Origin of the sequence: Allobosea sp. (genome assembly GCF_036675845.1) — a bacterium.
Taxonomy (GTDB): Bacteria; Pseudomonadota; Alphaproteobacteria; order Rhizobiales; family Beijerinckiaceae; genus Allobosea.
The window spans coordinates 36,863-49,882 of the sequence record NZ_JAKFED010000196.1 but is presented as its reverse complement, the minus strand read 5'-3'; the positions used below and the strand labels follow the sequence as shown (position 1 = coordinate 49,882).

The 13,020-nt window shown below is 68.7% G+C and carries 14 protein-coding genes and 1 tRNA gene; 6 read left to right on the top strand and 9 right to left on the bottom strand.

Annotation, left to right across the window (positions count from 1 at the left end; translation table 11 throughout):
- Positions 1–71: 71 nt before the first annotated feature.
- The 3 genes from V6M56_RS21030 (at position 72) to V6M56_RS21020 (ending at position 1,380) form a co-directional block, all read left to right on the top strand.
- A tRNA-Arg gene (locus V6M56_RS21030) sits at positions 72–148 on the top strand.
- A gap of 250 nt (positions 149–398) precedes the next feature.
- Entirely contained in the window at positions 399–689 is a 291-nt protein-coding gene (locus V6M56_RS21025) for a hypothetical protein (RefSeq protein ID WP_332686665.1), read from the top strand.
- Between the two features lie 400 nt (positions 690–1,089).
- Positions 1,090–1,380: a peptidoglycan L,D-endopeptidase MepK gene (locus V6M56_RS21020; RefSeq protein WP_332686663.1), complete on the top strand. Its 291-nt coding sequence runs from the start codon at positions 1,090–1,092 to the stop codon at positions 1,378–1,380.
- A gap of 28 nt (positions 1,381–1,408) precedes the next feature.
- Here the strand turns inward: V6M56_RS21020 and V6M56_RS21015 are convergent, their stop codons facing one another.
- Positions 1,409–2,662, bottom strand: coding sequence for an MFS transporter (locus V6M56_RS21015; RefSeq protein WP_332686661.1), 1,254 nt, complete (start codon positions 2,660–2,662; stop codon positions 1,409–1,411).
- 406 nt (positions 2,663–3,068) lie between these two features.
- Positions 3,069–3,944, bottom strand: coding sequence for a hypothetical protein (locus V6M56_RS21010; protein ID WP_332686659.1), 876 nt, complete (start codon positions 3,942–3,944; stop codon positions 3,069–3,071).
- A gap of 352 nt (positions 3,945–4,296) precedes the next feature.
- Between V6M56_RS21010 and V6M56_RS21005 the strand changes: the two genes are divergently transcribed.
- Positions 4,297–5,481, top strand: a complete 1,185-nt coding sequence (locus V6M56_RS21005) for an MFS transporter (protein ID WP_332686657.1) — start codon at positions 4,297–4,299, stop codon at positions 5,479–5,481.
- 17 nt (positions 5,482–5,498) lie between these two features.
- Here V6M56_RS21005 and V6M56_RS21000 read toward each other — a convergent pair whose 3' ends face one another.
- Positions 5,499–5,687: a DUF3008 family protein gene (locus V6M56_RS21000; protein ID WP_332686655.1), complete on the bottom strand. Its 189-nt coding sequence runs from the start codon at positions 5,685–5,687 to the stop codon at positions 5,499–5,501.
- A 151-nt stretch (positions 5,688–5,838) separates the two neighbouring features.
- Between V6M56_RS21000 and V6M56_RS20995 the strand changes: the two genes are divergently transcribed.
- Entirely contained in the window at positions 5,839–6,582 is a 744-nt protein-coding gene (locus V6M56_RS20995) for an aspartate/glutamate racemase family protein (RefSeq protein WP_332686653.1), read from the top strand.
- A 152-nt stretch (positions 6,583–6,734) separates the two neighbouring features.
- Here V6M56_RS20995 and V6M56_RS20990 read toward each other — a convergent pair whose 3' ends face one another.
- Genes V6M56_RS20990 through V6M56_RS20980 form a run of 3 tightly spaced genes read right to left on the bottom strand, consistent with a single transcriptional unit; the run spans position 6,735 to position 9,259 of the window.
- Positions 6,735–7,484, bottom strand: a complete 750-nt coding sequence (locus tag V6M56_RS20990; RefSeq protein WP_332686651.1) for a hypothetical protein — start codon at positions 7,482–7,484, stop codon at positions 6,735–6,737.
- Positions 7,485–7,489: 5 nt separating this feature from the next.
- Positions 7,490–8,725, bottom strand: coding sequence for a metal-dependent hydrolase family protein (locus tag V6M56_RS20985; protein ID WP_332686649.1), 1,236 nt, complete (start codon positions 8,723–8,725; stop codon positions 7,490–7,492).
- Positions 8,726–8,779: 54 nt separating this feature from the next.
- The gene (locus V6M56_RS20980; RefSeq protein ID WP_332686647.1) at positions 8,780–9,259 is read right to left on the bottom strand and encodes a DUF2938 domain-containing protein; all 480 of its coding nucleotides are present in this window, start codon (positions 9,257–9,259) and stop codon (positions 8,780–8,782) included.
- Between the two features lie 208 nt (positions 9,260–9,467).
- On the opposite strand from V6M56_RS20980, the gene V6M56_RS20975 reads away from it, so the two are divergent.
- Positions 9,468–10,646, top strand: a complete 1,179-nt coding sequence (locus tag V6M56_RS20975) for an ROK family protein (protein ID WP_332686645.1) — start codon at positions 9,468–9,470, stop codon at positions 10,644–10,646.
- A gap of 151 nt (positions 10,647–10,797) precedes the next feature.
- Here the strand turns inward: V6M56_RS20975 and V6M56_RS20970 are convergent, their stop codons facing one another.
- The 3 genes from V6M56_RS20970 to soxZ form a co-directional block, all read right to left on the bottom strand.
- Positions 10,798–11,733, bottom strand: a complete 936-nt coding sequence (locus V6M56_RS20970) for an alpha/beta hydrolase (RefSeq protein ID WP_332686643.1) — start codon at positions 11,731–11,733, stop codon at positions 10,798–10,800.
- A 201-nt stretch (positions 11,734–11,934) separates the two neighbouring features.
- The gene (gene soxA, locus V6M56_RS20965) at positions 11,935–12,693 is read right to left on the bottom strand and encodes a sulfur oxidation c-type cytochrome SoxA (protein ID WP_332686641.1); all 759 of its coding nucleotides are present in this window, start codon (positions 12,691–12,693) and stop codon (positions 11,935–11,937) included.
- Complete coding sequence (gene soxZ, locus V6M56_RS20960) at positions 12,690–13,016, bottom strand: thiosulfate oxidation carrier complex protein SoxZ (RefSeq protein ID WP_332686639.1); 327 nt, start codon at positions 13,014–13,016, stop codon at positions 12,690–12,692. Before soxZ ends, soxA begins: the two co-directional genes overlap by 4 nt.
- Between the last annotated feature and the right edge of the window lie 4 nt (positions 13,017–13,020).

Genomic DNA, 13,020 nt, shown 5'->3' with positions numbered 1-13,020 from the left:
CGGCGAGCGCCAGAAACGCGATAAAGGAAGGCTTCACCCGCATGCGCTTTATGCTAAACGCAATCGCGTGCGTCCCGGTAGCTCAGCAGGATAGAGCAACGGTTTCCTAAACCGTAGGTCAGGGGTTCGAATCCCTTCCGGGACGCCATTTCTACCGCGTAATAGACGGAGATTTCCGCGTTTTTTGCGACGCTCGGTCTCGGCCCAGTTTTTCACCCCAGCGGCTCGCGCACTTGATCCGATCTGAAGCGGGCTCTTTCTCGCGCCTGCGGAAGGCTCGATACTCGGGCGATTCCGATCGCCCGGCGCATTCGGGCATCCCCCTGAATTGACATTGGGCAATCGTGGGGGAGGGGGGCATTCTCTCGCCGCTGGTGGGGCGGAAAGGGAGACCGGCCATGCACGCGGTCGTCAGAGCCTATTCCGGCAAGGGAGCGAAAGAGCTTTTCGACCTGCTCGAGAAGCGCAAGGCGGAGGTCGAGAGCCTCATTCGGGGGGTGAACGGGTTTGTGAGCTACTCACTCATCCGCACCGCGGATGGCGGCGTTTCCGTCACGGTCTGCAACACCAAGGTCGGTGCGGATGAGAGCGTCCAGAAGGCGCGAGACTGGATCAGGGAAAATGCGGCGAGCGTCGGCGTCGCGGCCCCGGCAGTCTCCGAGGGCGCAGTCCTCCTGCAGTTGAAGTAAAGCAGTCCGCCGCGTGACCGGCGAGGTCGCCTCGGCCGGCGGCCTCCTCGGTCCATGGACGGCGTTGCGACCGTCCCCATTCCAATCGCTGTCGCCAGGGCGTCCGCACGTCTTCGTCATGCCTTGAGCCGTGGACGGCAGTGCCGGCACGTCGATCTCAATCGCAATCCATTTGCATCCTTTGAGCTCCAGGCGGCCCCCCGCTTCGCTTTAGCCAGCTCAGTTCTGGCGATCTTGCCTACCCCTCATCAGAGTGGAGTAGATCATGCGTTGTGTTGTCTTGGCTGCATTTTTCGCAGCATTCGCCCCTGCCTATTCTCTCGCTGATAGCCAATTCACAAAGCTGTCATTTCAACCTCAGGTCAGAGGATTATCCTGCCTCAGGCCTGAAACGCTGGCGATGATCAAGGATCTTGTCGCCAGGATCGGCCCGATCCAGATCACCTCGACCTGCGGCGGGCGCCATGCCCGGCGCTCGCAGCACTATCGCGGCAAGGCGATCGACTTCCGGCCGCGGGCGACGTCCACCCGCGCTGCCGTCGCCGCCGCCAAGGCCCTGCGCAATACGGGAGGCGTCGGCTCCTATTCGAACGGAATCGTCCACGCCGATGTCGGCGAACACCGGTTTTCCTGGTTCGGCTACAAGCGGGCCGGCCGCCGGCTCGCCTATGCTGCCCGGCGCAGCCGCTAGAGCCGGAGAGCACGTGTCGACTGGCGCTTCAGGGCTGGTCCTGCCGTGGGCGGGGTCCCAGATCGGGCAGCGAGGTCGTAGCGGGTTCGCGCACGGCCGCGGCCTCCGCCGCGATCGGGCTCTTCAGGATCCGCATGCCGAAATAGGCTGCCACGGTCGCCGAGAGCGCGCCGGTATAGATCAGCAGCCCCTGCGGCCCGACGATCTGCATGACCGCGGTCGCGACCAGCGGGCCGATCGTGGCTCCAACGCTCCAGAGGAACAGCAGCCCGGCGGAAAGGCCGACGGCCTGCTCCCGGCCGAGCCGGAAATAGGCATGCGTCACCGCCACCGTATAGAGCGGGACGCTGCCGCCGCCGATCAAAGCGAACAGTCCGTAGAGCCACCAGCCGCGCTGCGGCGTGCCCGACAAAAAGAGCGCGCCGAGCACGGCGGAGGTGAGGGCGGTTCCCGCGGCGGCGGCGAGCAGCACGCGGCGGCTGTCGACCCGGTCGGCGAGCCAGCCCATCGGCCATTGCAGCAGCAGCGCGCCGACCTGGATCGCCGCGGTCAGCAGGATCGCCGGCTGCTGGCCGAGCCCGATCAGGATGCCGTAGGCCGGCGCGACATTGGTCAAAGGCCCGCTCATCAGGCCGACATAGAGGCAGCCGACCACCGCCGCCGGCGCCTGCAGCCAGAGCGTGTTGAGCTTGACCGAAACCAACTCGGCCGAGGCCGGACCCGAGGCTCGGGTCAGGCTGACCGGGATCAGGGCGATCGAGAAGGCGGCGCTGGCGATCAGGAAGACGTCCTGGGTCTGGATCGCGACATAGCCGATGCCGACCTGCGAGCCGATCAGCGCCAGCCGGTTCAGGATCTGGTAGAGCCCGAAGATGCGGCCGCGATGGCTGGAACTGGCCTGCCCGCTGATCCAGCTCTCGATGCAGATGCTGTGGCCGGCGGCGGCGGCTCCCATCACGAAGCGCGACAGGCTCCACCATTCCACCGGCACCAGCGGAAAGCTCAGGGTCAGGGCCGCCTGGAGCGAGGCGAAGACGGCAAAGCCGCGGATATGCCCGACGCGCCGGATCAGCCGCGGAATCGCGAAGCAGCCGAGCAGGAATCCGACCGAATAGGCCGAGCCGACCAGGCCGATCAGCAGAAGCGGCTGGCTCTCCAGCGCCATGCGCAACGGCACGACGGTATGCATGATCGTGCTGGCGACCTGCAGGACCAGCGCGCCGGTGACGATGGCGCCGAGCGCCGCGACCGAGCCCGATTCGGCCTTGGTTTTGCCGGTCATGACGGAAACGGTCGCCTCCGTGCCGGCGAAGCCGGTCCTGGAAGCGCGAAAGGTCCCGGCGGCCGCGCGGGCATCAGCCGAGCCCGCTTGCCTGGTCGCAAACGGCGGACCCGGTTCCGGTCGATTTCGTGCCTGTCCAGGCAGGGTTGCAGCGGCGGCGGCGAAGACAAGACATCCAAGAACGATATCCTCATCGACTGCGCTTTCGCGAGGCTGATGGCCGGTCGCTGCCGGGGCTCGCGAAGGAATAGCATGCCGGCCGCCATCTGCGCGCGAAATCCGGCGCGCCTTGCCGACACTGCCCGGCGGCCTTCCCGGCCGCAAGAGAGCCGCAAGAGAATAGCCGGCATCCACAGGGATGCCGGCCATGCAGATATCGCCGTCTCAAGTGCCCGGCGGTGCGATCTCAGCGGCCGAAGAATGCGCTGAGATCCATTTCCTCGTCGCGATGCGTGCCGCCGAGCTGGGCTGCGAACCACGCCGCCGCGGCGCCGACCAAGAGCACGGCGGCGGCGACGAAGGCGGCGATCACCGATGCCTTGCGCGCCCGCTCCGCTGCCTGCTTCGCGGTTTCCTTGGCCTGGTTGAGCTTGGCGAAAGCGTCGTCGAGACGCTTTTCCGCCTCGGGCTGCGGGATGTTGAGGCGCGTCGCCATCCGCGAGGCGATATAGGTGCGGTCGGCGGCATCGAGCGTGCCGGTGCTCAGGCCGGCGATCAGGATGCGCGAGGCCTCCTCGCGTTCGGCCGGGGTCGCCGGCGTCGTGCCGGCCGAGCGCATCAGCGCATCAAGGGACGAGCCGAGCGGGTCGGCCTGCTGGCCGATCAGCGCGCCGGCTCCGGCGGTGGCCGCCGCAGCGCCGGCCGCGACCGTGCGGGCGGCGCCGGTGATCGCCGAGGTCGCCAGCGCGGCGACGAGGAGCGCCCCCGCCGCCCAGACCACGAGGCCATGGGCGCCGTCGCGGACGCTGCGCTCATGGGCGCTGGCGTCGAATGCGGGCCGGCGCATCCGGCCGGCGAGATAGCCGCCCGCCGCGGACGCCGTCACGGTGACCCACAAGGCCCAGAGACCGGCCGCGATCGCCAGGGCGGTCAGACCGGAGGAGCGGGCGGTGTCCACCGACACCATCGACAGGCCGACCGCCGAGCCGAAGGCGGTCAGAAGCGTCGAGATCGCGGCGCCCAGCACGGCTCCGCCCAGGATGGCGCTCCATTCGAGATAGGAGCCGGAATGGTGCTTCTCCGGCGATGAGACGGCTAGGATTTCGGTGGTTTCCATGGACATGGCGTTGGCTCCCTACCGCAAGCCGAGAAAGGAAAGAATCGCCAGGACGACGACCACGAGACCGATGAGATAGATGATGCCGTTCATACTGCCCTCCCAAGCTGCTTCCGGAATTCGAGCCGCCGCCGAGGGAACGCGAGCTTGGCCGGGAAAGTTCCGCCTGCGGCCAGCCAGCCGCCCGGCTCCTGCCGCAAGGGTGCCCGGTCGGCAGCGCCTCTTGTCGAAACCCGCAATCGGCTGCTTCATCGCAGCGCAGGGCGAAGCGGCGAGCAAGGCACGGGAGCGGCGGGTTGTCCGAGTCGATCAGGAAGTCCGGTCCCGGAGCCGCTTTTGCCGTGCAGCGCAACCTCTGATGGCTCGCCGCCGCTCGACCACCGCGATCGTGCTGGCGCTCGGCACGGCCCAGACCGTGGCCTGGGCCTCGAGCTATTACCTGCCAGCCGTGCTGGCGACCCCGATGGCGCGCGATCTCGGGACAAGTCCGGTCGAGATCTTCGCCGCCTTCTCGGCGGCGCTGGTGGTCTCGGCGATCGTCGGGCCCTGGGCCGGTGCGGTGATCGACCGGCAGGGCGGCCGCGGCGTGCTGATCGGCTCGAACCTGATCTTCGCCGCCGGGCTCGGCTGCCTTGCCATGGCGCAGGGCCAGGTCCTGCTCTGGGCGGGCTGGCTCGCCATGGGGCTCGGCATGGGCATCGGCCTCTACGAGGCGGCCTTTGCGGCGCTCGCCGGCATCTATGGCCGGCAGGCGCGTTCGCCGATCACCGGCATCACCCTGCTCGCCGGCTTCGCCAGCACGGTCGGCTGGCCGCTCTCGGCATTGATGGACGCCGAGATCGGCTGGCGCGGCGCCTGCCTCGGTTGGGCCGCCCTCCATCTGGCGCTGGCGCTGCCGCTCAACTGGTCCCTGCCGTCGGGCAACGTCGCCGTGCCGGTCGCGGCAGTTGCGGCCGCCGATGGCATGGTCAGGCCGGAAGCCCGCAAGGCGCGGCTGACCATGGTCCTGCTCGCTTTGGTCTTCGCCATCACCTGGTTCAACAGCACTGCGATGGCGGCGCATCTGCCAAGGCTGCTGGAGGCGGCGGGCGCGACGACGGCGGTCGCGGTCGCGGCCGGGGCGCTGATCGGGCCGGCGCAGGTCGCCGCCCGCATCCTCGAATTCACGCTGATGCGGCGGATGCATCCGCTGATCTCGGCAAGGCTGGCGACCCTGACGCATCCGCTCGGAGCCGGCGTGCTGCTGGCACTCGGCGCGCCCGGCGCCTATGCCTTTGCCTTCCTGCATGGCGCCGGCAACGGCATCCTGACCATCGCCAAGGGCACCTTGCCGCTCGCCCTGTTCGGGCCGGTGGGCTACGGCCTGACGCAAGGGTTGATCGGCGGGCCGGGCCGGGCGCTGCAGGCAGCCTCGCCTTTGCTTTTCGGGCTGGCGCTCGACCGCTGGGGCGTGCAGGCGATCTGGCTGACGAGCGGGCTCGCACTGATCGCCTTCCTGCTGCTGCTCGCGGTACGGGCGCCGCGCAGCGAACAGCACGCCTGAGGCTGGCGTGCTGCGGCTCAGCTCTTGTCGGCGTGCTCGGGCTTGCCCTTGCGGCTGGTCGCGGCGAGGTCGTGCAATTCCTTCTCGGTCATCGACTTCGCCATCGATTTCGAGGCGCCCTTGAGTTCGCTCTTCGGCATGTCGCCGCGCTTGGCGGCAAGTGCGGCGCCGGCGGCCTTCTGCTGCGCCTTGGACTTTGCGGGCATGGCGAGCCTCCTGGTCTGGACTCGGGATGGCCGATCAACCGCGGGCAGGCCCGATGGTTCCGGCTTGGGCGGCGCCGTCGGGCTGGCGGAAGCGGCGTCGCCTCCGGCATAGTCATAGCCATTGCCCGCCCGTCCAGCCTGCGAGGCCCGCTTGCGCATTCTCGTCCTCAATCCGAACAGCAGCGCCGAGATGACCGCGCTGGTCATGCGAGTCCTGGCGCCACTGACGCCGCAAGGCGTGACGCTGGTGCCTGCGACCGGGCGCTTCGGGGCGCGCTACATCTCGAGTCGCAGCGCCGGCGCGATCGCCGCCCATGCGGCGCTTGACGCCTATGCCGAGCATGGCCCGGGCTGCGACGCGGTCTATCTCGCCTGTTTCGGCGATCCCGGGCTGATGGCGCTGAAGGAGATCGCCAGCGTGCCGGTCATCGGCATGGCGGAGGCTTCCTGTCTTGAAGCGTCCCGGCGCGGCGGCCGCTTCTCGATCGTCACCGGCGGCGAGCGCTGGGGGCCGATCCTGCGCGAATTCGCGGCGCTGCTGGGACTGGATGGCGCGCTCGCGGCGGTCGAAACCGTGGTGCCGACCGGCGGCGACATCGCCCGAGATCCGGATGGCGCGATCGCGCTCTTGGCCGAGGCCTGCCGGCGCACCGTCCAGCGCGACGGCGCCGGTGCGGTCGTTCTCGGCGGGGCAGGGCTCGCGGGGCTGGCGGCAAGGGTGCAGCCCCATGTCGAGGTGCCGGTGCTGTGCGCGACCGAAGTCGGCTTCGTGGCGGTGCTCGCAGCGGCCGGCGATCCGCTGCCGAAATCCGCGACCGGTGACCTCGCCTTGCCGGCGGCTGTCGAAAGCGTGGGGCTTTCCGCTCCGCTCGCCGGCTTGCTCGGCGGCGGTTAGAGCATTTTTCGATCACCCTGCACCGTCATCCCGGCTGGAGCGAAGCGGAATGCCGGGATCCATCGTAGAGCGCAGTGCCCTTCGATGGATTCCGGAGCGGCGCCGCTTTGCGGCTTGTCCGGAATGACGATCCGGTCAGATCGAAATTTGCTCTAGCGGCGGGTTTTACGGCTTCCGGCGGCGCGGCCCGGTTGTTCTCCGGTATGGCGTCGCGGTTCCGGCCGCGCCGCTTCGGCGCTCGCCAGCCAGATGACATGCCGCGCTCCGCCGCCCGAGGCGTTGGCGCGGACCTTCCTCTCCTCGACGTCGAAGCCACTCATGCGCAGGCGCTGGGTGAAGGAGCGGTCCGGCCCGGCCGACCAGATGGCGAGCACGCCGCCCTTGCGGAGCGCGGCCCTGGCCGCGGCCAGGCCGGCGAAATCGTAGAGACGGTCATTGGCCGCGACCATCAGCCCGTCCGGACCGTTGTCGACGTCGAGCAGGATCGCGTCATAGGTCGAGCGGCCGGCGCGGATCAGGCCGGTGACATCGGCCTCGCGGATCGTGACGCGCGGATCGTCGAGGCAGCCGGCGAAGATCGGCGCCAGCGGCCCGCGCGCCCAGGCGATCACAGCCGGGATCAGTTCGGCGACGGTGATCTCGGCATCGGCCGGCAGCGCGGCGAGCGCGGCGCGCAAGGTGAAGCCCATGCCGAGCCCGCCGATCAGGAAACGCGGCCGGGCGCGCTGGCCGAGACGGGCGGCAGTCAGCGTCGCCAGCGCTTCCTCGGAACCGCGCAGGCGCGAGTTCATCAGCTCGTTATGGCCGAGCGTGATCGAGAATTCGCTGTCGCCGCGTTGCAGCAGCTTCAGCGTGCCGCCGCCGGGGATCGGGCTTGAGTCGATCTGCGTCCAATGTGCCACCGCTTCTAGTCCAGCCGCGCGCGCTTGACGAAGGCGCCGGCCTTCATGATCAGCGGCATGTGCCGCCCCTGGCGAGTCAGCAGCGCGAGATCCTGGAGCGGGTCGCCGTCGACCACGATCAGGTCGGCATAAGCTCCGGGCGCCACCGTTCCGACCTTGCCTTCGAGCTTCAGCAGCTTGGCCGCGACATGGGTCGCGGCGGCGATCACCTCATGTGCCGGCAAGGCGCGGCCGCGGATGACGAACTCCTCGGACTGGTGGCGGTGCATCTCGCCGAGCAGGTCGCTGCCATAAGCCATGGCGAGCCCGGCCTTCCTCATGATCGCCAGCGATTCCATGCCGGCGGCGCGGACGTTCTCGACCTTGGCGATCGAATCCGGCGGGAAGCCGAGGCGGCCGCCCTCGCTGGCGAGCTTGTCATAGGTGACGAGCGTCGGCACCGCGACGGCGCCGTTCTTCGCCGCGAGCTTCGCCGTCTCGGCCTGGATCAGGTTGCAATGCTCGAGCGAATGGACGCCGGCCTCGACGCAGCGGCGGATCGCCTCGTCGGTATAGACATGGGCGGAGACGTAGGTTCCGGCCATGCGCGCTTCCTCGACCACCGCCGCGAGCTCGCCCTTCGAGAAGCCGAGGAAATGGATCGGGTCGGTCGGCGAGGCGCAGCCGCCATTGGCCATGATCTTGATGAAGTCCGCGCCGCCCTTGAGCTCCTCGCGGGCGGCGCGGCGGACTTCCGCCTCGCCATCGCAGATGCGCCCGAGCGCGCCGAGGCGGTGGCGGGTGCCCGGTGCCAGCCGGTCGTCATAGCGGCCGCGGAAATCGGCATGGCCGCCGGTCTGGCTCAGCGCCTTGCCCGAGATGACGAGGCGCGGGGTCGGGAAATCGCCCTCCTCAGTCGCGGTCTTCAGGCCGAAATCGGCGCCGCCGACATCGCGCACCGTGGTGAAGCCGCGCAGCAGCATCTCGCGCATGATCGTGAGCGAGCGCACCGTGACCAGCGAATCCGGCAGCGCGGCATTGCGGCCGAGATCGGCCAGGCCCGCAATGACATGGACATGGGCGTCGATCAGGCCGGGCATCAGGGTGCGGCCCTTGAGGTCGATCGCCTTGGCCTTGTCGGCGCGCAGATTCTTGCCGACTTCGCGGATCAGGCCGCCTTCGACCAGCACCGAAACCGGATCGCTGCGCTCGGGGGCGGTTCCATCGACGATGCGGGCATTCTGGAACAGGGTCGCGGCCATGGGATCGGTCCTCGGTGGGGTTGCCGGAGCGGTAACGAAGCCTGGCTTGCCGGATCAGCGCGTCAGCAGCGCGGTGAGGTAGAGGCCGAGGCCGAAGACGACGTGGTTGACGAGGCTGACCAGCCGGATCTGGCTGGGGTTGGGCCGCTTGCTGGCGGCGAGGCCGAAGCCCATGCCGGGCTGCAGGACGAACCAACCGCAGCCGACGGTGACGATGCCGACGATCAGGGCCGGCCAGAGCGTCGGCATCCGGGCCCAGCCGACACCCCAGATCATCAGCACGATGGCGGCGAAGAAGATGCCGATGAGATAGTGCATGATCCAGCCGATGGCGAGCTCGCCGGAGACCGGCTCGGAAGCCGAGATCGGGTCATGCGCGAAGCGCCCGCGCGGCAGATGGGCGAACCAGCGCCCGACCATCGCCCAGTTGCTGAGCGGAATGCCGAGGGTCCGGTTGAGCAGCACGGCCCAGAGGTCGAGGATGGCGGTGGCGCCGACGCCGATCACGATCGAGCGGCCGAGAAATTCGAGCATGCTGGTCCCCTCCGGCGCGGTCCTGCCGACCGCTGCGCCTGTGCTGCCCGTTATGGAGGGTAAAGCCGGGCGCGAGGTCAACGGCAAGCGCGTGCCTTGTGCCCATTGCCGGCGCAGGGGCGGCATGCGCCGAGGGCGGCCATGCGGCTGCGGCCGGAACCTGAAGCGATGCGGATCGTTTCCCAAGAACGGCAGGGGGAGCGAGCGAATGGCAGTGGCGACGGCGGCGAAGACCGGGACGAATGGCGGGCATGGCGCGGAGGAACTGCCTTCGGTCACCGTCACCAGCTATAATCTCGAAATCCGCGATGGCGACGGCTTCATCGGCGACAAGGCGAGCCGCGGCGCCTTCATGGACCATCTCGCCGAGTTGCGCGGCCATCTCGCCGAGGCCGGCGAAGATCCCCTCGCCGGCAGTGACGCGACGCCGAGCAAATCCGAACTCGATGAACTGATCAGCAAGGGCGAGGCGCGCGAGGCGGCCCTGGTGCTGAGCGCGGTCGAGCGCTTCGCCCAGTCGCTGTCCTTCGTGATCCGCCGCTTCCTCAGGCAGAAGGCGTGGAGCCCGGTCGAGCGCATCGTCGTCGGCGGCGGCTTCCGCCAGAGCCGGGTCGGCGAACTCGCCATCGCGCGTGCCGGCATCATCCTGCAGACCGAGGGGCACGCGATCGAGCTGCTGCCGGTGCGCCATCATCCGGACGAGGCCGGGCTGGTCGGCTGCGCCCATCTCGCGCCGAAATGGATCTTCGAGGCCTATGACAGCCTGGTGGCGATCGATATCGGCGGTTCGAACATCCGCGCCGGCATCGTCGAGCTGCGCCAGGACAAGGCGCCCGATCTGAGCAAGGCCCGCGTCTGGCAAACGGAGCTCTGGCGCCATGCCGACGAGGAACCGAGCCGCGAGGAGGCGGTGAAGCGGCTCGGCAAGATGCTGCGCGAGCAGATCAAGGAGGCGGGGAAGGCGGGCCTGCGGGTCGCGCCCTTCATCGGCGTCGGTTGCCCCGGCCTGATCGAGGCCGATGGCGCCATCGATCGCGGCGCGCAGAACCTGCCGGGCAACTGGTCGAGCAGCCGCTTCAACCTGGTCGAGAGCATCCGCGAGATGGCGCCCGAGATCGGCGAGCACGAGACGGTGGTCGCCATGCACAACGACGCCGTGGTCCAGGGGCTGAGCGATATGCCGTTCATGCAGGATGTCGAGAACTGGGCCGTGCTGACCATCGGCACCGGGCTCGGCAATGCGAGCTACCGCAACCGGGTGAAACCGAAGAACGGCGGCAAGGGTAAGGACGGCAAGGGCCAGGACGGCAAGGGCCAGGACGACAAGGGCAAGGACGACAAGGGCAAGGACGACAAGGGCAAGGATGACAAGGGCAAGAAGGACTGAGCTCGTCCATCCCTGCCTATCCCTGCCGTCATTCCGGCCGCAGCGAAGCGGAGCGCCGGAATCCATCGTAGGATTCGGCGCCCTTCGATGGATTCCGGAGCTGCGCCGCTGCGCGGCTTGTCCGGAATGACGGCGCGCTTGCGTCCAAAATTCAGCCCCGCCTTGCCGGCAGCGCCCACATCAGCCCGCGGGTGATGATGGCGGGGAAGACGGTGAGGTGGTCCTCGCCGGGGATGATCTCGCTGGTCAGCGACAGTCCGGGGTAATTGCGCGAGCGCAGCGCCTTCTCGAATTCCTGCAGGTCGGCGATCATGTCGACGTTGCGGCTGTAGCGCGGGTCGTTCGAGGCCTTGTTGATCGTCTCATAGGAGGCGATCGCCATCAGGACATCGGCCTTCAGCTCCTTGTTCGCATCGGCATAGGCCTTCTCGCGCGAAAACATCACCTTCTGGTCGAACCAGAGCGAGGGGCTGCCGAGAATGTAGTGCGAGAACATCGTCGGCTCGCTCAGCAGGATGTGGAGGCCGAGCAGCCCGCCATAGGAGTGGCCGGCATAGATGCTGCGACTGGTGTCGGTGCGATAGGTCGCGGCGACGAAGGGCATCAGCTCCTCGGCGAGGAAGCGGCGATAGCCCTCCGCCTCGCCGAAGACCGGCGGCCGGCCCGACTCGTCCCTGGTCTTCTCGCCATTGGGCGTCGGCGTGTAGTCGCGCCGGCGGCTGAATTGCGGGCTGTCGCCGACCGCATAGGAAAGGCCGACGAGGATGAATTCCTCCAGCCCCTGGGCGCGGTTGCCGACGCGCTTGGCGATGCTGCGCACCAGCGGGAAGGCGTAGTCGGCATCGGTGACGAACAGCACCGGGAAGCGCCGGCGCGGCGCGGAATGATAGGAGGCCGGCAGGCTGACATAGATCTCGTAGTCGCGCTGCAACGCCTTGGCGCGGATCGTCCGAACCTCGGTGTCCTTCAGGACGAAAGGGGCCGGGTTCGCGACGGCTGCGGCCGAGGCCGGCGGCTCGGCGGCGGGCTCGGCGAAAGCAGCGGTGGCGAGGCCGAGAGCGACGAGCAGGGCTGGCAGGCGTAGCATCCGCCGCATCTCCGTCAGGATTGTGCCGCCATCGTGACGGCTTGCGCCTTCTTCGCCAAGACCGATCGACCCGACATTCATCGGTGGTCCCGGGCGAACGCAGTTCGACCCGGGACCCATGCCGGAACGGTTCAGGCATGGGTCCCGGATCGGCGCCGCTTCGCGGCTTGTCCGGGACGACCAAAGCGGAGCGGTCATGCCTTATCGCCGCAAGCCCGGTGCCTCGATCGCAAGGCCCTTGGCGCGCGCCGCGAGATAGAGCTCGAGCGCCAGATATTCCGGCGCGCCATAGTCGAACTGCGTCGCCCGGACGCCGAGCGAGCAAGCCCGCAGGCGCCGGTGCAGCGAGCCGACGCCGTTCCATTCCAGCCGATAGGCCGGATAGCCGGTGCCGACGCCGTGGCTGATGGTGTCGCCGCGCAGCCGGGCGCCGACGAGATCGTCATGGCATTGCGCGCAGGAGAGGTTGAGTTGGCCCTGGCGGCGCTCATAGAACGCCTTGCCGGCTTCCAGATAAGGCTTCGCCGCGCCCTCCGTCGCGACCGCGAGCCGCAGGCCACGCGAAAGCGAGGCGACATAGGCGGTGAGGCCGAGGAGTTCGGGACTCTCATAGCCGAAGGCCGGCTGCTTCTGGCGCTCGCTCCGGCACTGCTCGATGCGGCCTTCGAGGTTGAGCAGCTTGCCACTGGCGGCGTCGACCATCGGATAATGCGTCGCGGCACCGCGCAGGCTCTGCTTCGGCTCGGCATGGCAGGACAGGCAGGCCGGCGCATCGCCGCTGCGGCGGCTGAACAGCTCCTCGCCCTGCAGGGTCCAGAGGAAGCCGGGATTGCGCGCCTCGTCGTCCTGCTGGCGGTGCATCTCCGGCGAGAGGAAGTCGCTGCCGGATTTGACCTGCGCGAGGGCGGCAGGCGCTGCGACCAGCAGCAGGGCGAAGATGGAGAGGCCGCTCAGCCTCATGTCACCACGAGGCGGGCGGTGCGGGTGAAGGTCGCGCCGCCATCCTCGCGCCATTCGAAGACGAGGTCGCCGGTTTCGACGGCGCGCGTGGTGAAGCTGACGAAGGGGTTGGCGGCGACGCCGGTATGCATGTCGTAGCGGAACACCGGCTCGCCGGCATAGGTCACGGTGAGGCGGTTGAGGATCTTGCGCGGCACGATCCGGCCTTCGGCATCGACCTGGCCGCCGCGGTCCATCGGATGGCGGGCGAGCACCCGGACCTCGACGATCTCGCCGGCCTTCGCCTCGGCAGGCATGGTGATGCGGGCATTGAACGTTGCCATGGCC